The 22,809-nt window shown below is 63.2% G+C and carries 21 protein-coding genes; 7 read left to right on the plus strand and 14 right to left on the minus strand.

Annotated elements, in window-relative coordinates:
* The first annotated feature begins 37 nt into the window (after positions 1 to 37).
* Entirely contained in the window at positions 38 to 550 is a 513-nt protein-coding gene (locus BLP82_RS17475) for a dihydrofolate reductase (protein WP_092170818.1), read from the plus strand.
* 114 nt (positions 551 to 664) lie between these two features.
* Here BLP82_RS17475 and BLP82_RS17480 read toward each other — a convergent pair whose 3' ends face one another.
* Entirely contained in the window at positions 665 to 2,056 is a 1,392-nt protein-coding gene (locus BLP82_RS17480) for an L-cystine transporter (protein ID WP_092170655.1), read from the minus strand.
* Between the two features lie 242 nt (positions 2,057 to 2,298).
* On the opposite strand from BLP82_RS17480, the gene BLP82_RS17485 reads away from it, so the two are divergent.
* Entirely contained in the window at positions 2,299 to 3,354 is a 1,056-nt protein-coding gene (locus BLP82_RS17485) for an HAD family hydrolase (protein WP_060740173.1), read from the plus strand.
* A gap of 156 nt (positions 3,355 to 3,510) precedes the next feature.
* On the opposite strand, the gene ilvD is transcribed toward BLP82_RS17485, so the two are convergent.
* From ilvD to BLP82_RS17505, 4 genes are all read right to left on the minus strand, one after another.
* Complete coding sequence (ilvD, locus tag BLP82_RS17490; RefSeq protein ID WP_072405931.1) at positions 3,511 to 5,352, minus strand: dihydroxy-acid dehydratase; 1,842 nt, start codon at positions 5,350 to 5,352, stop codon at positions 3,511 to 3,513.
* A gap of 268 nt (positions 5,353 to 5,620) precedes the next feature.
* Positions 5,621 to 6,826, minus strand: a complete 1,206-nt coding sequence (locus BLP82_RS17495) for an MFS transporter (RefSeq protein WP_092170658.1) — start codon at positions 6,824 to 6,826, stop codon at positions 5,621 to 5,623.
* A 215-nt stretch (positions 6,827 to 7,041) separates the two neighbouring features.
* On the minus strand, positions 7,042 to 8,238 hold the full coding sequence (locus BLP82_RS17500) for a class I SAM-dependent rRNA methyltransferase (protein WP_003206543.1): 1,197 nt from the start codon (positions 8,236 to 8,238) through the stop codon (positions 7,042 to 7,044).
* A gap of 193 nt (positions 8,239 to 8,431) precedes the next feature.
* Complete coding sequence (locus BLP82_RS17505; RefSeq protein ID WP_092170662.1) at positions 8,432 to 8,971, minus strand: type 1 glutamine amidotransferase domain-containing protein; 540 nt, start codon at positions 8,969 to 8,971, stop codon at positions 8,432 to 8,434.
* A 232-nt stretch (positions 8,972 to 9,203) separates the two neighbouring features.
* Between BLP82_RS17505 and BLP82_RS17510 the strand changes: the two genes are divergently transcribed.
* Genes BLP82_RS17510 through BLP82_RS17520 form a run of 3 tightly spaced genes read left to right on the plus strand, consistent with a single transcriptional unit; the run spans position 9,204 to position 11,238 of the window.
* Entirely contained in the window at positions 9,204 to 10,019 is an 816-nt protein-coding gene (locus tag BLP82_RS17510; RefSeq protein ID WP_170842336.1) for an HDOD domain-containing protein, read from the plus strand.
* Positions 10,020 to 10,049: 30 nt separating this feature from the next.
* Positions 10,050 to 10,862 (plus strand): bifunctional DNA-formamidopyrimidine glycosylase/DNA-(apurinic or apyrimidinic site) lyase, encoded by an 813-nt coding sequence (gene mutM / locus BLP82_RS17515; protein WP_092170672.1) that lies wholly within the window; start codon positions 10,050 to 10,052, stop codon positions 10,860 to 10,862.
* 55 nt (positions 10,863 to 10,917) lie between these two features.
* Positions 10,918 to 11,238 (plus strand): hypothetical protein, encoded by a 321-nt coding sequence (locus tag BLP82_RS17520; protein ID WP_060740179.1) that lies wholly within the window; start codon positions 10,918 to 10,920, stop codon positions 11,236 to 11,238.
* Between the two features lie 162 nt (positions 11,239 to 11,400).
* Here BLP82_RS17520 and BLP82_RS17525 read toward each other — a convergent pair whose 3' ends face one another.
* The 5 genes from BLP82_RS17525 to BLP82_RS17550 all read right to left on the minus strand — a co-directional run bounded on the left by BLP82_RS17525 (position 11,401) and on the right by BLP82_RS17550 (position 16,131).
* Complete coding sequence (locus BLP82_RS17525; protein ID WP_009683359.1) at positions 11,401 to 11,652, minus strand: YfhL family 4Fe-4S dicluster ferredoxin; 252 nt, start codon at positions 11,650 to 11,652, stop codon at positions 11,401 to 11,403.
* Between the two features lie 133 nt (positions 11,653 to 11,785).
* Positions 11,786 to 12,265 (minus strand): pantetheine-phosphate adenylyltransferase, encoded by a 480-nt coding sequence (gene coaD, locus BLP82_RS17530; protein WP_003177462.1) that lies wholly within the window; start codon positions 12,263 to 12,265, stop codon positions 11,786 to 11,788.
* A gap of 115 nt (positions 12,266 to 12,380) precedes the next feature.
* The gene (locus BLP82_RS17535) at positions 12,381 to 13,976 is read right to left on the minus strand and encodes a GMC family oxidoreductase (RefSeq protein ID WP_092170676.1); all 1,596 of its coding nucleotides are present in this window, start codon (positions 13,974 to 13,976) and stop codon (positions 12,381 to 12,383) included.
* A 151-nt stretch (positions 13,977 to 14,127) separates the two neighbouring features.
* Positions 14,128 to 14,673 (minus strand): hypothetical protein, encoded by a 546-nt coding sequence (locus BLP82_RS17545; RefSeq protein WP_060740182.1) that lies wholly within the window; start codon positions 14,671 to 14,673, stop codon positions 14,128 to 14,130.
* Between the two features lie 27 nt (positions 14,674 to 14,700).
* On the minus strand, positions 14,701 to 16,131 hold the full coding sequence (locus tag BLP82_RS17550) for a coniferyl aldehyde dehydrogenase (protein ID WP_092170684.1): 1,431 nt from the start codon (positions 16,129 to 16,131) through the stop codon (positions 14,701 to 14,703).
* A gap of 148 nt (positions 16,132 to 16,279) precedes the next feature.
* Here BLP82_RS17550 and BLP82_RS17555 point away from each other — a divergent pair, with 148 nt between their 5' ends.
* Both BLP82_RS17555 and BLP82_RS17560 read left to right on the plus strand, forming a co-directional pair.
* Positions 16,280 to 16,951: a TetR/AcrR family transcriptional regulator gene (locus BLP82_RS17555; protein ID WP_060740184.1), complete on the plus strand. Its 672-nt coding sequence runs from the start codon at positions 16,280 to 16,282 to the stop codon at positions 16,949 to 16,951.
* Positions 16,952 to 16,984: 33 nt separating this feature from the next.
* Positions 16,985 to 17,839 carry a sulfurtransferase gene (locus BLP82_RS17560; protein ID WP_092170688.1) on the plus strand — a complete coding sequence of 285 codons (855 nt, stop codon included), beginning with the start codon at positions 16,985 to 16,987 and terminating at the stop codon, positions 17,837 to 17,839.
* A gap of 170 nt (positions 17,840 to 18,009) precedes the next feature.
* Here BLP82_RS17560 and BLP82_RS17565 read toward each other — a convergent pair whose 3' ends face one another.
* From BLP82_RS17565 to BLP82_RS17580, 4 genes are read right to left on the minus strand one after another with little or no spacing between them, the layout of a single operon-like run.
* Positions 18,010 to 19,008: a hydrolase gene (locus BLP82_RS17565; protein WP_092170821.1), complete on the minus strand. Its 999-nt coding sequence runs from the start codon at positions 19,006 to 19,008 to the stop codon at positions 18,010 to 18,012.
* A 31-nt stretch (positions 19,009 to 19,039) separates the two neighbouring features.
* Positions 19,040 to 19,651, minus strand: a complete 612-nt coding sequence (rsmD, locus tag BLP82_RS17570; protein WP_092170692.1) for a 16S rRNA (guanine(966)-N(2))-methyltransferase RsmD — start codon at positions 19,649 to 19,651, stop codon at positions 19,040 to 19,042.
* Positions 19,651 to 21,141 (minus strand): M16 family metallopeptidase, encoded by a 1,491-nt coding sequence (locus BLP82_RS17575; RefSeq protein WP_092170696.1) that lies wholly within the window; start codon positions 21,139 to 21,141, stop codon positions 19,651 to 19,653. Before BLP82_RS17575 ends, rsmD begins: the two co-directional genes overlap by 1 nt.
* Positions 21,134 to 22,489 carry a M16 family metallopeptidase gene (locus tag BLP82_RS17580; RefSeq protein WP_092170700.1) on the minus strand — a complete coding sequence of 452 codons (1,356 nt, stop codon included), beginning with the start codon at positions 22,487 to 22,489 and terminating at the stop codon, positions 21,134 to 21,136. Before BLP82_RS17580 ends, BLP82_RS17575 begins: the two co-directional genes overlap by 8 nt.
* Between the last annotated feature and the right edge of the window lie 320 nt (positions 22,490 to 22,809).

The raw sequence follows: 22,809 nt of genomic DNA on the forward strand, positions 1-22,809 counted from the left end.
TGTCGGGGTACGCCGGGCCTCTGGTATCCTCGCGGCCATGAACAAAACTCTCCCCTTAAGCCTGATCGCAGCCCTCGGTGAAAACCGCGTGATCGGCGTCGACAACAGCATGCCCTGGCACCTGCCGGGGGATTTCAAATACTTCAAGGCCACCACCTTGGGCAAGCCGATCATCATGGGTCGCAAGACCTGGGATTCCCTCGGCCGACCGCTGCCGGGGCGCCTGAACATCGTCGTCAGTCGCCAGCCGGGGCTGGTGCTGGAGGGGGCGGAGGTGTTTTCCACCCTGGAAGCAGCGGTGGCACGGGCCGAGGCCTGGGCCTTGGAACAGGGCGTCGATGAGCTGATGTTGATCGGCGGCGCCCAGCTGTACGCCCAGGCCCTGGCACAGGCGGATCGACTGTACCTGACCCGCGTGGCGCTGAGCCCGGAGGGGGATGCCTGGTTTCCGGAGTTTGATTCGAGCCAATGGAAGTTGGTCTCGAACCAGCCGAACCCGGCGGAAGGGGACAAGCCGGCCTACAGCTTCGAAGTGTGGGAAAAGCTGTAAGCCCTGTGGGAGCATGCCTGTGGGAGCAAGGCTTGCCCGCGATGAAAGCGACGCGGTCTTCCATGGACCGGGCCCGGATCGCGAGCAAGCTTTGCTCCCACAAGTGTCAGGCCATCAAGCCTGCACCAACTCCCCATGCTCCTCGGCATCGAGCAAGGCCTTGTCAGTCTGCTGCATCACCTGGCTGGTAATCGCCCCGGCGGTGATCGAGCCACTGACGTTCAACGCCGTACGGCCCATGTCGATCAGTGGCTCGACGGAAATCAGCAAGGCGACCAGCGCGACCGGCAAGCCCATGGCCGGCAGCACGATCAGCGCGGCGAACGTCGCGCCGCCACCGACCCCGGCCACCCCGGCTGAACTCAACGTCACGATCGCCACCAGCGTCGCGATCCAGACCGGATCCAGCGGGTTGATGCCCACGGTCGGCGCGACCATCACCGCGAGCATGGCCGGATAAAGGCCGGCGCAACCGTTCTGGCCGATGGTGGCGCCGAACGAGGCGCTGAAGCTGGCAATCGCCCGTGGAATGCCGAGGCGGCTGGTCTGGGCTTCGATGCTCAACGGGATGGTGGCCGCGCTGGAGCGGCTGGTGAAGGCGAAGGTCAGCACCGGCCAGATCTTGCGGAAGAAGCGCAGCGGGTTGATCCCGGCAGCGGACACCAACAGGCCATGGACCACGAACATCAGGCCCAGCCCGAGGTACGACACCACGACAAAACTGCCGAGCTTGATGATGTCCTGCAGGTTGGAGCCGGCCACCACCTTGGTCATCAGCGCCAGCACACCGTACGGCGTCAGCTTCATCACCAGGCGCACCAGGCGCGTCACCCAGCTTTGCAGGGTGTCGATGGCGTTGATCACTTTCTGGCCTTTCTCCACGTCATCCTTGAGCAACTGCAACGCCGCGACACCGAGGAACGCGGCGAAGATCACCACACTGATGATCGACGTCGGCTTGGCCCGCGCCAGGTCGGCAAAGGGGTTCTGCGGAATGAACGAAAGCAGCAGTTGCGGGATGTTCAGGTCGGCGACCTTGCCGGCGTAGTCGCTCTGGATCACTTGCAGGCGCGCCAGTTCCTGGGTACCGGCCACCAGGCCTTCGGCGGTGAGGCCGAACAGGTTGGTCAGGCCGATGCCGATCAGCGCGGCGATGGCGGTGGTGAACAGCAGCGTGCCAATGGTCAGGAAGCTGATCTTGCCCAGGGACGAGGCGTTGTGCAGGCGGGCCACGGCGCTGAGGATCGACGCGAAGACCAGCGGGATCACGATCATTTGCAGCAATTGCACATAGCCGTTGCCCACCAGGTCGAACCAGCCGATCGAGGCCTTGAGGACCGGGCTGCCGGCGCCATAAATCGTGTGCAGGGCGATGCCGAACACCACGCCCAGCACCAGTGCCAGCAGCACTTTCCTGGCCAGGCTCCAGGTACTGTGGCGGGTTTGCGCCAGGCCGAACAGCAAGGCGAGGAATACCAGCAGATTGAGGATCAGCGGCAGATTCATCAAAAGAGCTCCATCAGACTTGTGCCAGTCGCCTGAAGCCGCGACTGCGAACCGGGGAGCCTAACAGCCTGATAACTAATGAATTAATACTAAAAAAGCATGTAGATTGTCGTTTATGGAATAAGGCAGTGACGTTTACGGATACGCGGCTGGCGTGATCACGATGTAAGCGGTCGCCCACAGGCGAGGACTGTCACAAGCATTTGTTAGCGTCGGATTCTTTGAACCCGGGAGAAATGCCGATGAAGCTCGCACCTCGTTTTCTCGCTGTCGCCTTGAGTCTTGGCCTCGCCGGCCAGGTGCTCGCCACCGAACTCAAGCACTGGCCGGCGGAACAGGCCAAGGCCCTGGACGCGATGATCGCGGCCAACGCCAACAAGGGTAACTACGCGGTGTTCGACATGGACAACACCAGTTACCGCTACGACCTTGAGGAGTCGTTGCTGCCGTTCATGGAGAACAAGGGCCTCATCACCCGGGAAAGCCTGGACCCGTCCTTGAAGCTGATGCCGTTCAAGGACACGGCCGACCACAAGGAAAGCCTGTTCAGTTACTACTACCGCCTGTGCGAAGTGGATGACATGGTCTGCTATCCGTGGGTGGCCCAGGTGTTCTCGGGCTTCACGCTCAAGGAACTCAAGGGCTATGTCGATGAGCTGATGGCGTCCGGCAAGCCGGTGCCGACCACCTATTACGATGGCGACAAGGTGGTCCAGTACAACGTCAACCCGCCGAAAGTCTTCACCGGCCAGGCCGAGCTGTACAACAAACTGATGGAAAACGGCATCGAGGTCTATGTCATGACCGCCGCTTCCGAAGAGCTGGTACGCATGGTCGCCGCGGACCCGAAATACGGCTACAACCTCAAGCCGCAGAACGTGATCGGCGTGACTACGTTGCTCAAGGACCGCAAGACCGGCGAACTGACCACCGCCCGCAAGCAGATCACCGCGGGCAAGTATGACGAGAAGGCCAACCTCGGCCTGGAATACACGCCTTACCTGTGGACCCCGGCGACCTGGATGGCCGGCAAGCACGCGGCGATCCTGACGTACATCGACGAATGGAAAAAACCGGTGCTGGTGGCTGGCGACACGCCGAGCAGTGATGGCTACATGTTGTTCCACGATGTGGACGTGGCCAAGGGCGGGATTCACCTGTGGGTCAACCGCAAGGACAAATACATGACCCAGATTAACGGGATGATGGCCAAGCACGCCGCCGCCCAGGCCAAGGAAGGACTGCCGGTGACAGCGGACAAGAACTGGGTGATCGTCAAGCCGGAAGATATCCAGTAAGCCTGCAATGATCGTTCCCACGCTCTGCGTGGGAATGCATACCGTGACGCTCCGCGTCACTGGACGCAGAGCGTCCCTTGAGGCATTACCACGCAGAGCGTGGGAACGAACAGCCCCGCGCACTTGGCGGGGCATTTTTATTGCGACGAACGACGCTTACAGGCCGTCAAGCATCGCCTTGTTACGCACCGCACCCTTGTCGGCGCTGGTGGCGAGCAGGGCGTAGGCCTTGAGGGCCGTGGTGACTTTGCGTGGACGCACTTCCACCGGCTTCCAGCCCTTGTTGTCCTGTTCGATGCGGCGCCCGGCCAGTTCTTCGTCGCTGATCAACAGGTTGATCGAGCGGTTCGGAATGTCGATCAGGACCTTGTCACCATCGCGCACCAGGCCGATGGCTCCGCCAGCCGCCGCTTCCGGCGAAGCGTGGCCGATGGACAGGCCCGAGGTGCCGCCGGAGAACCGACCGTCGGTCAGCAAGGCGCAGGCTTTGCCCAGTCCTTTGGACTTCAGGTAGGACGTGGGGTAGAGCATTTCCTGCATGCCCGGGCCGCCTTTCGGACCTTCGTAGCGAATGATCACGATGTCGCCGGCCTTCACTTCGTCGGCGAGGATGCCGCGCACCGCGCTGTCCTGACTTTCGAAAATCTTGGCGTTGCCTTCGAACACATGGATCGACTCGTCGACGCCGGCGGTTTTCACCACGCAGCCGTCCAGGGCGATGTTGCCGTAGAGCACGGCCAGGCCGCCCTCCTTGGAGTAAGCGTGCTCGACGCTACGGATGCAGCCGTTTTCACGGTCGTCGTCCAGCGTCTCCCAGCGGGTCGACTGGCTGAACGCGGTCTGTGTCGGGATGCCCGCCGGGCCGGCCTTGAAGAAGTGATGCACGGCCTCGTCGGTGGTCTGGGTGATGTCCCACTTGGCGATGGCCTCGGCCATGCTCTTGCTGTGCACGGTCGGCAGGTCGGTGTGCAACAGGCCGCCACGGGCCAGGGAACCGAGGATGCTGAAGATCCCGCCGGCGCGGTGCACATCTTCCATGTGGTACTTCTGGATGTTCGGCGCGACTTTGCACAGTTGCGGCACATGACGGGACAGGCGGTCGATGTCGCGCAGGTCGAAATCGATCTCGGCTTCCTGGGCCGCGGCCAGCAAGTGCAGGATGGTGTTGGTGGAACCGCCCATGGCGATGTCCAGGGTCATGGCGTTCTCGAACGCCTTGAAGTTGGCGATGTTGCGCGGCAACACCGACTCGTCGTTTTCGCCGTAGTAGCGCTTGCACAGCTCGACGATGGTCCGGCCGGCCTGCAGGAACAACTGCTCGCGATCGCTGTGGGTGGCGAGGGTCGAACCGTTGCCCGGCAGGGCCAGGCCCAGGGCTTCGGTCAGGCAGTTCATCGAGTTGGCAGTGAACATGCCGGAGCACGAACCGCAGGTCGGGCAGGCGCTGCGCTCGTACTCGGCAACCTTCTCGTCAGAGGCGCTGGAGTCGGCGGCGATCACCATGGCATCGACCAGGTCGAGGCCGTGGCTGGCGAGCTTGGTCTTGCCCGCTTCCATCGGGCCGCCGGACACGAAGATCACCGGGATGTTCAGGCGCAGGGCGGCCATGAGCATGCCCGGGGTGATCTTGTCGCAGTTGGAAATGCACACGATGGCGTCGGCGCAGTGGGCGTTGACCATGTATTCGACGGAGTCGGCAATGATCTCGCGGCTCGGCAGCGAATAGAGCATGCCGTCGTGGCCCATGGCGATGCCGTCGTCCACGGCGATGGTGTTGAATTCCTTGGCAACGCCGCCGACGCGTTCGATTTCCCGGGCAACCAGTTGGCCGAGGTCCTTGAGGTGGACGTGGCCGGGTACGAACTGGGTGAAGGAGTTGGCAATGGCGATGATCGGCTTCTTGAAGTCGTCATCCTTCATCCCCGTGGCGCGCCACAAGGCACGGGCGCCGGCCATGTTGCGGCCATGGGTGGATGTTTTCGAGCGGTAATCAGGCATGGAGCACTCCGGGCGGCTAATCAGGTACTTATCAGGTATCAATGGGGAAGTGAGCTTCTGTCGACGTCTGGAGCACCCGGGTTTGGCCGTGTGTCCGGAAGTGGCCGATGACTTTGCAGGATCGCTGCGCGCCTCGGCATGAGCTCATAAACCCGCCGGGGATGAATGGCGATGAATGTCACGATTCTACACCGCTGGCGCCAGGATGAAATGACGCAAAGCGCTGATCGGGCGCCAATGTCGTGCACGGGATGACGACTGGCAGGGTTCAGCCGGTCAACAGCCCCCTGTCACGCTGTCGGACCAGGGCATTGAGCGCCAGCCCCAGCAGGCTGAGCAGGACCAGGCACAGGGCCAGGGTGAGCTGCAAGTCCAGCGGGGTGAGGCTGATCGCGGCACTGGTCAGCCCGCCGACGATGAAGATCAGCACACTGCCGGCGGAGGCGGACGTGCCGGCCCGCCCGGGAAATCTGTTCATGGCTTGGGTGTGGGCGGCTGCGCGGGCAATGGTCGTTCCGGTGGTGCACACGATCATGGGCAGTAACAGGGTACTGACTGACAAACCCAGGTGATTGGCAAGCCCCAGCATTAGGAGGCCTGCGGCGAGGATCAGGGCCAGCCCGGTGATGATTTGCGTCTGTGGATCGATTCGATTGCTCAGCACGGACGCCACCGCGCCTCCGCCGATGTAGGCCAGCCCATAGCCCAGCAGCGCCAGGGAAAAAGCCTCGGGGGAGAGGCGCAACTGGTCGATCAGGACCAGCGGCGAGATGACGATGAACGAAAAATGGCAGGAAAAAGCCAGCGCCGAGGTTAACCAATAGGCCATGAAGCTGAAGTCGCCGCAGACCTTTCGATAGGATGCGATGAAGTCCAGGCGCCTGGGTTGGCTGTCTGCCACAGGGCGTTGAAGTAAACGACAGGCGCTGATGAATGCACCGATTGCCAGGGCAATGAACACCAGGAAGCTGCCTCGCCAGCCCATCCAGCTTTGCAGCCCGGTGCCGGCCAGGGGCGAAACGGAAATGAAAATCCCCCCGCAGGTGACCAGAAAGATCCGCAGGCGCTGCTGTTCCTGACCGGTGAACAGGTCTTGGATCAGCGCTTGGGACAGCACGAAGCAACCGCATCCCAGGGCCTGGACGACACGCAAGAACAGAAAGGCCCCGTAACCGTCGGCGAGCACGCAACCGGCGGCCCCCACGGCGGAAACGGCGATCCCGATCAACAGCAGGTTTTTTCGTCCCATGACGTCGGAGAGCGGGCCGACCAGCAGTTGGGAAAGGGCAATTCCCACCGCGAACAGGCTGACAGACAAGGCAATGTCCGCCGATGAGCGTTCAAAATGCTCGGACAGGGCGGGGAACGAGGGCAGCACGACATCGATGGGAAAGACGCCGAGCAGTGTCAGCGTCAGCAACAAGCCTACGGTGGCCGGTTTGCGGGCAGCCAGGCGATTTTGCGGATCAGTCATTGACGAGGTCCAAGGCGTACCTGAGGGGGCGCTTTCAATCCTAATGCGTCATGCCCGCCGGGCGCGGGGAGATTGAGTAGGAAGGCTCTGGAAATTGTGTGGGAGTTCTCCTATGGACTTGTTCGGGCGTGCAAAAAAAATCGCAGCCGAGGCCGCGATCAGAATGCGATTCGAGTGCGCGGGGCACAGCGCTACGGCACTGGCCCCGCCCGGTGTCAGCTGTTGGGCAACAATCGGCAGGTGATGCTCTTGATGTAGCGGGTCTCGGCGATGGCCGGGTGTACCGGGTGGTCTGGCCCCTGGCCGCCGCGTTCGAGCAGTTGGATGTTGCGGTCCAGATGACGGGCACTGGTCAGCAGGATGTTTTGCAGGTCGTCTTCGGGCAGGTGCATCGAGCACGACGCGCTGACGAGGATGCCGTCCTTGCTGAGCAGGCGCATGGCTTGCTCGTTGAGGCGGCGATAGGCGCCTTCGCCGTTCTTCAGGTCCTTCTTGCGCTTGATGAAGGCCGGTGGGTCGGCCACGATCACGTCGAAACGTTCTTCGCTGGCCTTGAGCTCCTTCAGGGCTTCGAACACGTCGCCTTCGATGCAGGTCAGCTTCTCGGCGAAGCCGTTCAACGCGGCGTTGCGCTCGACACCGTCGAGGGCGAAGGCCGAGGCATCGACGCAGAATACTTCACTGGCGCCGAACGCCGCGGCTTGCACGCCCCAGCCGCCGATGTAGCTGAACAGGTCCAGCACGCGCTTGCCCTTGGCGTACGGGGCCAGGCGTGCGCGGTTCATGCGGTGGTCGTAGAACCAGCCGGTTTTCTGGCCTTCCATGACCGGCGCTTCGAACTTCACGCCGTTTTCTTCCAGGGCCACCCATTCCGGCACCAGGCCGAACACGGTCTCGACGTAGCGGTTCAGGCCCTCGGCGTCACGGGCCGCGGAGTCGTTCTTGAACAGGATGCCGCTGGGCTTGAGCACCTGGGTCAGGGCGGCGATCACGTCGTCCTTGTGGGCTTCCATGGTGGCCGAGGCGATCTGCACCACCAGGATGTCGCCGAAACGGTCGACCACCAGGCCTGGCAACAGGTCGGAATCACCGTAGACCAGGCGATAGAACGGCTTGTCGAACAGCCGCTCGCGCAGGGACAACGCCACGTTGAGGCGATGCACCAGCAGGGACTTGTCCAGCGGCAGCTTCACGTCACGGGACAGCAGCCGGGCGCAGATCAGGTTGTTGGGGCTCATCGCAACGATGCCCAACGGCTTGCCGCCGGCGGCTTCGAGGATGGCCTGGTCGCCAGCCTTGAAGCCATGCAGGGGCGTGGCGGCCACATCGATTTCGTTGCTGTAGACCCACAGGTGGCCGGCGCGCAGGCGACGGTCGGCGTTGGCTTTGAGGCGCAGGCTAGGCAGGGACATGACGTCGCTCCGGAAAAAAGAGCGGGAGTATACCGTGTTGCAACCTTGGCGGGGCTTGCGCTGGACATGTGGCGATGTAGGAGCTGTCGAGTGCAACGAGGCTGCGATCTTTCCCCGGACAATTTGATTCCCAAGCGAAAGATCAAAAGATCGCAGGCTTCGCCAGCTCCTACAGAGTAGAGCGTCCCAGGCTTCAAGCGGACAACGCGCTGAGCAACTCGCGGTTGAACGCCGGGATGTCATCGGGCTGGCGACTGCCGATCAACGTGCCGTCCTTGACCACTTCCTGGTCGACCCAGTTCGCGCCGGCGTTGACCAGGTCATCCTTGAGGGTCTTGTAGCTGGTCATGGTCTTGCCCTTGACCAGCCCGCTCGACGCCAGTAACCAGCCGCCATGGCAAATCACCGCAATGGGCTTGCCCGCCGCCTCGAAGCCCTTGACCAGTTGCTGGGCGTCGGGATCGATGCGGATGGTGTCGGAGTTCTGCACGCCACCGGGCAGTACTACGGCGTCGTACTGCTCGACATTGGCGGCCTTGAAGGTCAGGTCGATCGGGAAGTCGTCGGCCGGCTGGTTATGGTTCCAGCCTTTGACCTGGCCTTCGCGGGCCGAAACGATGTCCACCTTGACACCGGCCTGTTCCAGCGCCTGCTGGGGGCCGGTCAGTTCGGCCTGTTCAAAACCGTCGGTCACCAGGATGGCGACACGTTTGTTGTTCAGGAAACCAGGCATGGAAAAATCTCCTCAAGCTGAGTGGTCGGGCTGCCGACTCAAGCCTGTATGCAGGCTTGGCTGTCGGCCTGTAAAGTCCGAAGCCGATGCCTGAAGGAAAGTTCCGCCGATCTACCCGGCGGTGTATCGGATCCATCTTTAAGGGTTAGAATCCCCGCCTGACCCAGAGTGTGTACTCATGTCCAAAGAACTTTCCGCCGAACAGATCCAACAGTCCCTGCAAGGGATCAGTGTGCCGCCCCAGCCGCAGATCATGGTGGATCTGCAGATGGAGCAGTACATGCCCGACCCGGACCTGGAGACCATCGCCAAGTTGATCTCCCAGGATCCGGGGCTCTCGGGAGCCTTGCTCAAGATCGTCAACTCGCCGTATTACGGGCTGCGCAACAAGATCACCTCGATCCAGCGCGCGGTGAACCTGCTGGGCAGCCGGTCGATCATCAACCTGATCAATGCGCAGTCGATCAAGGGCGAGCTGCACGACGACGCCATCGTGACCCTGAACCGTTTCTGGGATACGGCCCAGGACGTGGCGATGACCTGCCTGACCCTGGCCAAGCGCGTCGGCCTGGAGAACGGTGACGAAGCCTATGCCCTGGGGTTGTTCCACGACTGCGGCGTGCCGTTGATGCTCAAGCAGTTCCCCAACTACATGGGCGTGCTGGAGGAGGCCTACGCCAATGCCAGCGCCGAGTGCCGGGTGGTGGACACCGAGAACCGCCTGTTCAACACCAACCACGCGGTGGTCGGTTACTACACTTCCAAATCCTGGCGCCTGCCGGATCACGTCAGCCAGGCGATCGCCAACCACCACAACGCCCTGGCGGTCTTCAGCGACGACTCTTCACGCAACAACAGCCAGTTGAAAAACCTGCTGGCGATCCTGAAGATGTCCGAGAACATCTGTGCGTCCCACCGGGTGCTCGGCAACCAGGCCGAAGACCACGAGTGGGATAGCGTCGGGAGCCTGGTGCTCGACTACATCGGTTTGTCGGAATACGACTTCCAGACCCAGAAACAGGAAATTCGCGACCTCGCCTCTCGTTGAGTGCGTGGCGTCGCCTGACGCGAGAACCTCATGCCAGAACTGCCGGAAGTCGAAACCACCCGTCGCGGCATCGCGCCCCATCTTGAAGGCCAGCGGGTCAGTCGCGTGGTGGTCCGCGACCGCCGCCTGCGCTGGCCGATCCCGGAAGATCTCGACGTGCGGCTTTCGGGCCAGCGCATCGTTCAGGTGGAGCGGCGGGCCAAGTACCTGCTGATCAATGCCGAGGTCGGCACATTGATCAGCCATCTGGGCATGTCCGGCAACCTGCGCCTGGTGGAGGTCGGCATGCCCGCCCTCAAGCACGAGCACGTGGACATCGAGCTGGAGTCCGGCCTGGCCTTGCGCTACACCGACCCTCGACGCTTCGGCGCGATGCTCTGGAGCCTTGACCCGTTCAATCACGAACTGTTGATCCGCCTCGGCCCCGAGCCATTGACCGACCTGTTCGATGGCGAACGGTTGTTCCAGCTGTCGCGGGGGCGTTCCATGGCGGTCAAACCGTTCATCATGGATAACGCGGTGGTGGTGGGCGTGGGCAATATCTACGCGACCGAGGCGCTGTTCGCCGCCGGGATCGACCCGCGCCGGGCCGCCGGAGGCATCTCTCGGGCGCGTTACCTGAAGCTGGCGATCGAGATCAAGCGCATCCTTGCCCATGCCATCGAGCGCGGCGGCACCACGTTACGGGATTTCATCGGTGGGGACGGTCAGCCCGGCTATTTCCAGCAGGAGCTGTTCGTCTACGGCCGGGGCGGGGAGTTGTGCAAGGTCTGTGGCACGGGGCTGCGGGAAATCCGCCTGGGCCAGCGCGCCAGCGTCTGGTGCCCACGCTGCCAGAGTTGATTCGTCCGACGGTCTATAGTCAGTAGTCATATTGATTTAGCCGAAGGATCGCCCGATGAAACCGCTTCGACCTGTCGTTCTAGCGCTGCTGCTGAGTGTCGGTTTGCCTGCCCTGGCAAACAGCGGCAGCGGCGACCCGCGCTACACCATCCAGAATCCGCCGGCCTTCGCCATGCTCGGTGACCTGCTGATCGCCCGCCCGCTGCTGCTCGCCGCTACGGTGATCGGGGCTGGGGCATTCGTGGTGTCGTTGCCCTTTACCGCGCTGGGCGGCGGTGTCGGCGATGCGGGGAAGGCGTTGGTGGTGGACCCGGCCAGGGCCACGTTCGTGCGGTGCCTGGGGTGTGTGGGGGAGGGGTTTGAGCGGCAGGAGTGAGGCAGGCAGCTGGAGCTTGGGTGTCGCTGCTGGCCCTTTCGCGAGCAAGCCCGCTCCCACAAGGGATTTGCTTAGGACACACATGCTGTGGACATAGCCGATCTCTGTGGGAGCGGGCTTGCTCGCGAAGAGGCCCGCACAAACGCTACAGTGGCTTCTGGCTCAGGCCTTGCCAGTAATCCTGCGATATTTCGCCATCAACTGCTCTTCAGTCTCCGGATGAGCCTCGTCCAGCGGGATGCAATCCACCGGGCAAACCTGCTGGCACTGGGGTTCGTCGTAATGGCCGACGCACTGGGTGCACAGGTTCGGGTCGATGACGTAGATCTCCTCGCCTTGGGAAATGGCCTCGTTCGGGCATTCGGGTTCGCAGACGTCGCAATTGATGCAGTCGTCGGTGATGATCAGGGACATGCAGGCTCCTGCCGGGGCGTTGGGCCCGGGCATCTGAAAACGTATGGGCGCAATTGTGCCGCATTGGCGAGCGCAGTGCACGCGGGCGCGATGGACTGCGTTGCGCTGCGAGGTGCCTCGCAGCGCCTGCCGGTCATTTCTTGAAGCGCAGGGTCAGCGCATCGGCCACGGCCGGGTGGACAAACTTGGTGATATCACCGCCCAACGCCGCAATTTCCCGTACCAGGGTCGAGGAAATGAAGGAGTAGCGCTCCGACGGCGTCAGGAACAGGCTCTCGACGTCCGGTGCCAATTGGCGGTTCATGTTGGCCAGTTGGAACTCGTACTCGAAGTCCGAGACCGCACGCAGGCCGCGCAGGAACACATTGGCGTTCTTTTCCTTGGCGAAGTGGGCCAAAAGCGTCGAGAAACCGACCACTTCCACGTTGGGCAGGTGCTTGGTGACCTCGCGGGCCAGCTCCACTCGTTGCTCCAGCGGAAACAGCGGGTTCTTCTTCGGGCTGGCGGCGACGGCAATGATCACGTGGTCGAACAGGCGCGCGGCGCGTTCGACCAGATCGCCATGGCCCTTGGTAATAGGGTCGAAGGTACCTGGGTACAACACTCGGTTCATCGCGTCGTCCTGGCGGGAGTCCGTTGGGGAGTCGGATGGTATCGCAGCCTTCTCGGTCGGCCAAGTCGGCTGTTGGATAAGAAAGCACTATAGACGCTGCGAATAATCCGGATATTCATGGGTTTTTCAGGCGTTCGGCCAGGGCTGTCGCCAATTGTGCGGTCAGCCCGTACACCGATAATTGCGGGTTGGCGCCGATGCTGGTGGGGAACAGCGAGCCGTCATGGATCGACAGGTTGCCCAGTTGATGATGGCGGCCCAGGCTGTCGGTGACGGCGGTTTTCGGGTCTTCCCCCATGGCGCAGCCACCCATTACGTGGGCGCTGCCCAGGCGCGTGCGGTACAAGGCCAGGTCGAGCCCGTCGATCAGCGTGCGGGCCTCGGCCAGGGTTTTCACGTAGCGGGCGTCGCTGTGCAGGGGCATCACCGCCTTGGCGCCACCGGCGAATTGTATTTCGGCCATGCTGTGGAAGGCCCGGCGCAAGCCGTCCCAGGTATACGGCGAAACGGGGTAGTCGAGCACGGGCGCGCCATCGCTGCGCAACTCGACTCGGCCGCCGGGGCTGTCCGGGTGAAAACCGTCGCGCAGCAGCGCCAGCATGGCATGGGTGTGAGGCAGCCGGGACATGTGCAAGGCGTTCTCGGGGCCGAACCCGCCCAATAGCGTGGCGGCGAGCGCCGGGTGCAAGGGCGGGACTTCGAGCTTGTAGGACATCTTGCCGGTGGTCCCATCCTGCCATTGGAAATGATCCGAATAGATCGATTGCGGCGCACCGTAGAACGGATTGATGACCTCGTCGAATTGCCCGGCGGACATGTTCACCAGGTGCAGGAAGGTGCGCTTGCCCAGACGTTCGTGCGGGTCTGGCGCAGCGGAGCGCAACAGCAGGCCGGGGCTGTTGATGCCGCCGCCCGCCAGCACGTAGTGCCGTGCCTTGACGGTGATGCGTCGCCCGGTGGGCGCCACGCAACGCTCGTCCATGGCCTGGCACTCGAGGCCGGCAACGGCATCGTTCTTGATCGTCAGGCGTTCGGCCCGCGCCAGGTAAAGCAGCGCGCCACCCTTGTCCAGGGTGGCCGGGATGGTGGTGACCAGCATCGACTGCTTGGCGTTGGTCGGGCAGCCCATGCCGCAATAGCCCAGGTTCCAGCAGCCGCGCACGTTACGCGGGATGACGTGCCAGGCGTAGCCCAATTGTTCACAGCCTTTGCGGATCACGTCGTTGTTGGCGTTGGGCGGAACCAGCCACGGCGCCACGCCCAGGCGTTGTTCCATCTGCGCAAACCAGGGCGCCATTTCAGCGCGGCCGTGGCCCTTGACGTTGTGCTCGGTAGCCCAGTGATCGAGGGTCTGGTCGGGCGTGCGGAAGCTGGAGGTCCAATTGATCAGCGTCGTGCCACCGACGGCCCGGCCCTGGAGGATGGTGATGGCGCCGTCCTTGCTCATGCGCCCTAGGCCTTCCTGGTACAGGCTGCTGTAGGCCTGGTCTTCGAGCAGCTTGAAGTCATGACTGGTCTTGAGCGGCCCTTCCTCGATCAGCAACACCCGGTAGCCGGCAGCGCTGAGGATTTCCGCCGTGGTGCCGCCACCGGCACCGCTGCCGATGATTGCCACGTCGGCTTCCAGGGTCAGGTCCTCGGTCAACTGCGCGCCGTTATAGGTGGTCCAGCCACGGGCCAGGCCTTCGCGGAAGGGATCGGGTACGGGCATGTTCTGGGCTCTCTTATTGTTTTGAATAGGTGATGTAGCCCCCTGTGGGAGCGGGCTTGCTCGCGAAGGCGGCGGGTCAGCTTGCACAAGTGTTGAATGTGTAACCGCATTCGCGAGCAAGCCCGCTCCCACAGGGGTTGGTTCTGGTTGGTCAAACCGTTGGCGGCCCCGGATACCCGCAATGCGCCCAGGCTTCGGATTGGGTGTACCAGGCCATCATCACCAATTGCAGCAACGAGCAGTGACCTTGCTGTAGCAGATCCAGCGAACTGTTTTCCCACCGCGCGAGGAACTGGCGGATGTCATCGGCGCTGGCGTTTTCCCACGCCCCCCAGACCCCGGTCAGTGGCCCGCGGGTAACGCCCAGCGTGAGCACATCGAACAGCTGGTGCAGGAGCTTGAGCATGGCGGGGGACAAGTGGGCCAGGCTTCTGTCGAGGCTGCCCAGGGTCGCGTCAATGGCGGCAGGGATCTGCCCGACGGCCACTGCGCCGTCCAGCATCACAGGGATGACGGCGCGTAAAAACGCCAGGTCGCTGTCGCGCAGGGCCGTCAGGCCGGCGGCCGGCTGGCTTGGCGAGCAGCCGCTCAGGCTGGCGCCCAGTCCGACGGTGGCCAGGAAGGCGCTGGCGCCGAGGCTGAATTTCAGCAGGCCGCGCCGTGACAGCGCGGGGGTATCGGTGAGGCTGGCGTTCATTATTGTGATTACCCGGGCAGACACGCGTCAGCGGACAAACAGCTTCTGAATCAGTTTCTGCAAGGGTTTGCCGTAGGGCGGATAAATCAGCTTCGCCGCGTTGAATCGCTGTTTGGTCAGCACGCCCTTGGCCTTGCTGAAAGTCAGGAAGCCCTCATGCCCGTGGTAATGCCCCATTCCCGAGGGCCCGATGCCGCCGAACGGCATGTCATCCTGGGCGACATGCAACAGCGTGTCGTTCAGGCAGACGCCGCCGGAATGGGTTTCGTGGAGCACGCGATGTTGTTCGGCCTTGTCGTAGCCGAAGTAGTAGAGCGCCAGCGGGCGGGGTCGCTGATTGATGTAGGCAAACGCCTGGTCCAGATGGTCATAGGGCACGATGGGCAGCAGCGGGCCGAAGATCTCGTCTTGCATGACGGTCATCTCATCGTTGACGTTGAGCAGCAGGCTGTGGGCCATGCGGCGGCCCTGGCCTTGCTCGAACAGTTCGATCAGCAACGCGCCCTTGCCGGTGGCGTCGCTGATGTAGCCATTGAGCCGCGCCACTTGTCGTTCATTGATGATGGCGGTGTAGTCCGGGTTGTCCGCCAGAGTCGGATAAAATCTGCGCACCGCCTCGCGATACGCCTCGACGAACTCACCGACGCGGTTCTGCGGCACCAGTACATAGTCCGGGGCGACACAGGTTTGCCCGGCATTCAGGGTTTTGCCGAAGGCAATGCGTTCGGCGGCATCCTTGATGGGGACATCGACCGACACGATGGCTGGCGATTTTCCACCCAGCTCCAGGGTGATCGGGGTCAGGTTTTCGGCGGCGGCCCGCATGACATGCTTGCCGATGCTGGTGGCGCCGGTGAACAACAGGTGATCGAAGGGCAACTTGGAAAACGCCATGCCGACCTCCGCCTCGCCGAGCACCACGCACACCAGGTCCTGGGGGAAGACCCGGGCGAGCAATTGCTTGAGCAGCAAGCCGGTCGCCGGTGTCGATTCGCTGAGCTTGAGCATCACCCGGTTGCCCGCCGCCAATGCCCCGACCAGCGGCCCGATGGCCAGGAACAGCGGGTAGTTCCACGGCACGATGACCCCGACCACGCCCAACGGCTGATAGATCACTTTGGCTGAGGCCGGTTGAAAGGCCATGCCCACCTTGCGCCGGGAGGGTTTCATCCAGCCTTGGAGGTGCCGGCTGGCGTAATGGATACCGTGCAGGCTCGGCATCAGCTCGGCCAACAATGTTTCGTCGGCGCTGCGGTGGCTGAAATCCTGGCTGATGGCGTCGATCAAGGCTTGTCGTTCGTTGCTCAATACCTCGCGCAGTGCCTTGAGCCATTGTCGGCGCTGTTCGGCCGGTGGCATCGGATGGGCGGCGTAGGCCTGGCGCTGGGCATCGAAGAGCGACCGCAGCTCGTCCAGTTGTTGTTGAGACTCGTGCAGGTAGGCCACGTCGGCAGGCATCGTCAGGCACCGGATATTATTAGAGTGGGTGTTTTCTAGAGCTTATACTCTAGAAAGTCAATGGCATCCGCAACGGCTGTGGGTTTTTCCTGTGACCGATAGGTCGTAAGATGCCGATCAATGCCTTCGTCGAATTAAAGCCCAAACCATGGCCCCACGAATGAAAACCAGCGAGCGCATCGTGCAAAACAGCCTCGAGCTGTTCAACCAACAGGGTGAGCGCAGCGTCAGCACCAATCACATCGCCGCCCACATGGACATGTCCCCGGGCAATCTCTATTACCACTTCCCCAACAAGCAGGCGATCATCGCCGTGCTGTTCAGTGAATACGAGAACCTGGTGGACAGCTTCCTGCGCCCGCCCCAGGGCCGGGCGGCCACGGTGGATGACAAGCGCTTCTACCTGCAGGAGCTGCTGGCGGCCATGTGGCGCTATCGCTTCCTGCACCGGGACCTGGAGCATCTGCTCGACAGCGATCCGGACCTTGCGGCCCGTTATCGTCGGTTTTCCCAGCGCTGCCTGATCCACGGCACTGCGATCTACGAAGGTTTCGTTGCCGCCGGCATTCTGAAGATGGACCGGGTGCAGATCGAGTCCCTGACCCTCAACGCCTGGATCATCCTCACGTCCTGGGTGCGGTTCCTGTGCACCACGCGGGAAAATTTCAGCCACCTGAGTGAGCAGGCCATCAAGCGCGGCGTCTATCAGGTGCTGGTGCTGGAAGCCGGTTTCGTGACCGATCAGGCCCGCGAAGCGGTGGATGCACTGTTCAAGGAATATTACGTCCCCCTGGCCCAGACCCTGGAGGAAGGGCAGTAGGACCGGTCCCCGACTTAGCCACAGGAGCTCACCATGCCCATCGCGCAACTCATCAGCCCCGAAGCCCTCGAACAGCGGCGATCACGGCCCGGGCTGGTCATCCTCGACTGTCGCTTTGCCCTGGAAGACCCGGATTACGGCCAGCGCAGTTATGCCGAGGGCCACATTGCCGGGGCGTCGTTCGCGGACCTTGAGCGCGACCTGAGCGGGCCGGTGAGCAAAGGCGTGACCGGGCGCCATCCGCTGCCCGAGCCCGAGGCCTTGATCGAGCGCCTCAGGGCTTGGGGGCTCGATAACGACAGCGACGTCGTGCTGTACGACGACGGCCCCGGCGCTTATGCCGCGCGGGCCTGGTGGTTGCTGGCCTGGCTGGGCAAGCGCGATGGCGTGTCCATCCTCGACGGTGGGCTCAAGGCCTGGCATGCCGCTGGCTTGCCGTTGAGCCTGGATCCGCCGCAGAACAGCCTTGGGACTTTCACGGGGGCGCCGGATGCGAGCTTGTTGATCAATGCGCAAGCGCTGCAACAACGCCTCGGTGAGTCGGCCATGACCCTGCTGGATGCCCGGGCGTTGCCGCGCTTCAAGGGCGAAGTCGAGCCGATCGACCCGGTGGCCGGGCATATCCCGGGCGCCCAGTGCGCAGCGTTCACCGACAACCTGGGTACCGATGGACGCTTCTTGCCGGCCGCCCAGCTCAAGCAACGCTTCGCCGAAAAACTGGGCGAGCGTTCGCCCACCGAACTGGTGGCGTACTGCGGCTCCGGCGTGACGGCGTGCCATAACCTGTTCGCCTTGTGCCTGGCAGGGTATCCCTTGGGAAGGCTGTATGCCGGCTCTTGGAGTGAATGGATCAATGATCCCCAGCGGGGCGTGGCAAAGGGCGAATAGCCCAGCCCCTAACCATGTGGGAGCGAGCTTGCTCGCGATGACGGTGTGCCAGGCAACTTCAATGTCGACGTCCCGCCGCTATCGCGAGCAAGCTCGCTCCCACAGGGATTCCTGGCGAACGCTGAACCGGTGAACACCTCCCAGAGGGGATTTGTGTTGTCTGCGAATCGTCAGCCGCGCCTCAGGCTGGCCAGCCAATCGGGAATCCGCCGCTCCAGGTAATACCCCGGGCGCCGCAGGGTTCCGTCGACAAACCCTACATGTCCGCCCCGGGCGTGCAGTTCAAGTCGGGTGGAGGTGGATAGCTCGCCGGGTTCGGGCAGGCTGTGGGGAAACACGAAAGGATCGTCGGCGGCCTGGATGACCAGGGTCGGCGTGCTGATGCCCGCCATGAAATAGCGGCTGGAGGCGCGGCGGTAGTAGTCCGCGGCATCGGAGAACCCGTGCAGCGGCGCCGTCACCCGGCCGTCAAAGTCCCAGAAGGTGCGCATGTTTTCCAGCGGGCCAAGCGCCGCCAAGGTCGCCAGGCCTTCGTGGTGTCCGTCGTGCTGGAACTGGCGTTGCTTGTTGCGCACATAGGCCACCATCTGTCGCATGAAGTGCGCCTGGTAGAACTTGGAAAATCCCTGGCCGATGCGATCGGCGCACTGGTCGAGGCGAAACGGTACCGAGACCGCCACGGCCCCTTGCAACTGGCTGTCGCGGCCGGCTTCTCCCAAGTGCTTGAGCAACACATTGCCGCCCAGTGAATAACCCACCGCAAACAGCGGCGCCAAGGGCCGCTTGGCGCGCAAGTGAGTGATGGTGGCGGCCAGGTCTTCGCTGACGCCCGAATGATAGCTGCGGGGCAACAGGTTCGGCTCGCCCGAGCAGCCGCGCCAGTTCAAGGCCGCGCTGGCCCAGCCCTGGCGACCGAGCGCCTGCTGCAACCCGGCCACGTAAGGCGAGTTGGAAGAGCCGGTCAACCCGTGCAGCACCAGCACCAGTGGCGCCTCGGCGCTGTGGGGGCCGTGCCAGTCGAGGTCGAGGAAATCACCGTCTTCCAGCCACAGGCGCTCGCGTTGACGCTCGATGTGGGTGGTCTGGCGCCACAAGGGGCCCCACAAGGTTTGCAGGTGCGGGTTGCCAAGGCCCGGGGCAGGGACGAAACGTTCAGATGCGGCGGACATCATTATTATTCTCGATGCACTGGTCAGCCGTTCAGCCAATGTCCTTTGGCAAACGCTGCCACAACGCGTAATACACCCGTCCGGATTTCTGCTCGCGGTGCAAGCGCCAATTGCCCGGCAAGCCCAGGGTGGACGGGGCAGTCTCGCTTTCAGTGTAGACCCAGGCATCCTCGGCCAGCCACTGACGCTCCTCGAGCAAGGCGCAGACCGTCGGCAACAGGTTCTGGTTGAAAGGAGGGTCCAGGAACACCAGGTCGAAAGGCGTTGCCGGTTGGCTGTCCAGGTAGCGCAGCGCGTCGGCGGTCTGCACCTGACCGACGGTGCAACGCAGGGTGCCCAGGTGTTCCTTGAGGCTGGAGACCGCCAGGTTGCTGGCATCCAGCGCCTGGCCCATGGCGGCGCCACGGGACAGGGCCTCGAGAAACAGCGCGCCGCTGCCGGCGAATGGATCGAGCACCCGGGCGCCTGCCACGTAGGGCGCGAGCCAGTTGAACAGGGTTTCCCGCACGCGGTCCGGGGTGGGGCGCAGCCCCGGGGCATCCGGGAAACTCAGGCGCCGGCTGCGCCATTCGCCGCCGATGATGCGCAACTGGTTCACACCGTTGTGCACGGGTTTCTTGCTGGAATTCGATGGGCGGGCCATTAGTGCTCCGGAACCCCGAGCGGCTGCTCGGCAGGTTTGTCAGTAGGGGGCGGCAACGGCTTTTGCGGCACGCTCGGGCCGGCGGTGACGATGACCATTTTGTCGGTGCTCAGGTGTTTGTTCAGCGCGGCCTTGACCTGCTCGACCGTCAGTTCCTGGGACTGGCGCATGAAATCTTCCAGGTAGCTGAGCGGCAAGTCATAGAACCCCATGGCGCCGAGCTGGCCGACGATGTCGGCATTGCTGGCGGTGGACAGCGGGAAGCTGCCCGCCAACTCACGCTTGGCGTCATCGAGTTCTTTCTGGGTCGGACCGTTCTTGAGGTAGTCGGCGAACACATCCTGCACCAGTTTCAAGGTGCCTTCGCTCATCTCGGCACGGGTCTGCAGGTTGATCATGAACGGGCCGCGGGCCTGCATCGCCGTGAAGCCGGAATACACGCCGTAGGTCAGGCCGCGTTTTTCGCGGACTTCAGTCATCAGCCGCGTGCCGAAGCCACCGCCGCCGAGGATCTGGTTGCCCAGGGACACCGCGGCATAGTCCGGATCGTCGCGGTCGATGCCCAACTGCGCGAGCATCAGGTTGGTCTGCTTGGACGGGAACTCGATGTGGCCGATGCTCGCCTTCGGCTCCACCGGTGGCGGGGTTTTCGCCAGGGCCGGGCCTTTGGGCAGCGCGGCGGCGACCTGGTTGGCAATCGTTTCGGCTTCGGCGCGGGACAAGTCCCCCACCAGTGCAATCACTGCGTTGCCGGCGGCATAGGCCTTGGCGTGGAACGCCCGGGCCTGGGCCAGGGTGATCGGTGGAATGCTCTCGGCGGTGCCGTCGCTGGAATGGGCATAAGGATGCTCGCCGTACAGGCGCTTCATCAGTTCCAGGCCCGCCAGTTTGCCGGGGTTCTGCTTCTGGTATTCGAAGCCGGCGAGCATCTGGTTCTTGATCCGGGCGAAGGAGTCGGCGGGGAAGGTCGGTTTGCCGACGACTTCGGCGAACAGCTTCAATGCCGGCTCACGCTTGTCGGCTGCGCTGAGACTGCGCAGGGACGCCACGGCCATGTCCCGATAGGCACCGTTGCCGAAGTCCGCGCCGAGGCTTTCGAAGCCTTGGGCAATGGCGCTGACGTCCTTGCCGGCCACGCCTTCGTTGAGCATGGCGTTGGTCAGCAGGGCGAGGCCGGGGGTGTCGCCGTCCTGGCTGCTGCCGGCGGCGAAGGTCAGGCGCAGGTCGAACATCGGCAATTCCCGGGCTTCGACGAACAGCACCTTGGCGCCGTCAGCGGTTGTCCAGGTTTGCACGTCGAGCTGGCGCCGACTGGGGGCCTTGTCGTTCAGTTCGGCCAGGGATTGCAGCTTGTTGCCGGACTTGGCCTTGTCCAATGCCTGGCTGGCGTTGGAGTCGCTGGACGGCGACAAGTAAAAGGCCAGGGCGCCGGCCAGGGCGATCAGTACCAGGCCGATCGGCACCAGGCGCGATGATTTACGCTCATTCATGAGCTTTCTCCTCGGGCAGGACGTGCGCAACGCTCAGGCGCGAGCGGGTGAAATACAGCTGGGCTGCCTTCTGGATGTCTTGCGGGGTCACGCTTTGCAGTTCGGCGAGTTCGGTGTCCATCAGCTTCCAGGACAAGCCGACGGTTTCCAGCTGGCCGATGGCGGTGGCCTGGCTGGTGATCGAGTCGCGCTCATACACCAGGCCGGCGATGACCTGGGCGCGCACGCGTTCCAGTTCCTCGGCGGTCGGGGCGGTGGTTTTCAACTGTTCAAGCAGGCGCCACAAACCTGCTTCTGCCTGGGCGAGGGTTTTGTTTTTCTGCGTGTTGGGCGTCGCCGACAAGGTGAACAACGAGTCGCCGCGGGTGAAGGCGTCGTAGCTTGACGAGCCGCCGGACACCAATTCTTCGCCGCGCTCCAGTTGGGTCGGGATCCGGCCGCTGTAGCCGCCGTCCAGCAGGGCCGAGATCAGCCGCAACGCGTTGACCGAGGCCTTGTCCGTCGCGGTGGCGATGCTCGGCACGTTGAAGGCCAGCATCACGCTGGGCAGTTGGGTCTGCACGTGCAGGGTGATCTGGCGTTCGCCGGGTTCGGCCAGTTCAAGAGGGATTTTCGCGACCGGCACCGCGCGCCGGGCAATCGGGCCGAAATAACGCTGGGCCAGGGATTTGACCTCCTCCGGCGTCACGTCGCCAACCACCACCAGGGTCGCGTTGTTCGGGGTGTACCAGGACTCGTACCAGTGACGCAGTTCCTCGACGGTCATCCGGTCCAGGTCGGCCATCCAGCCGATGGTCGGCGTATGGTAGCCGCTGGCCGGGTAAGCCATGGCCTTGAAACGCTCGTAGGCCTTGGACATGGGCTTGTCGTCGGTGCGCATGCGGCGCTCTTCCTTGATCACCTCGATCTCGCGGCTGAATTCCTCCGGCGGCAGGCGCAGGCTGGCCATGCGATCAGCTTCCAGTTCGAAGGCCACGCCCAGGCGGTCGCGGGCCAGCACCTGGTAGTAGGCGGTGAAGTCGTCGCTGGTGAAGGCGTTCTCTTCGGCACCGAGGTCGCGCAGGATCAGCGACGCTTCGCCGGGGCCGACTTTTTCACTGCCCTTGAACATCATGTGCTCAAGGGCGTGGGACAAACCGGTCTGGCCTGGCGTTTCGTAGCTGGAACCGACCTTGTACCAGACCTGGGACACCACCACCGGCGCACGATGGTCTTCGCGCACGACGACCTTCAGGCCGTTGTCGAGGGTGAATTCATGGGTGGGTTGTGGGTCGGCAGCCAAGGCTGAAAGAGGCAGACAAACTGTGCTGAGCAGCAGGCCTGCGGCGCGGCGGGCAAGAGCATTCATTCGTGTTTAAACCTGTTGGGTTGCCTGCTAGGTCTTAGCCTCGGCAGGCGAGGAGGTGCTAGGATACTGATCCGTTTTACTGGCGGCCACGCCTATCGGGCCTTTTATCGGCCCGGGGTTGCCTGGGTTCTGCGGAGAAACCCTGGGTTTGCTCGTTGATCCCGGCGTTTTCGCCGATGATGCCGTACCAGTCCTTCGAAAAAATCGACTTTGAGGCGTCCTGGGGACGCTTCGACAAAATGTTGCGCGTGAACAAGCTGGATGAAACGCAGTCTGTTCAGCATTGAATATTTATCACCGAGGCGCCCTCGTGGCGCGTC

The sequence above is a fragment of the Pseudomonas sp. NFACC37-1 genome, assembly GCF_900101575.1.
Lineage (GTDB): Bacteria > Pseudomonadota > Gammaproteobacteria > Pseudomonadales > Pseudomonadaceae > Aquipseudomonas > Aquipseudomonas fluorescens_AA.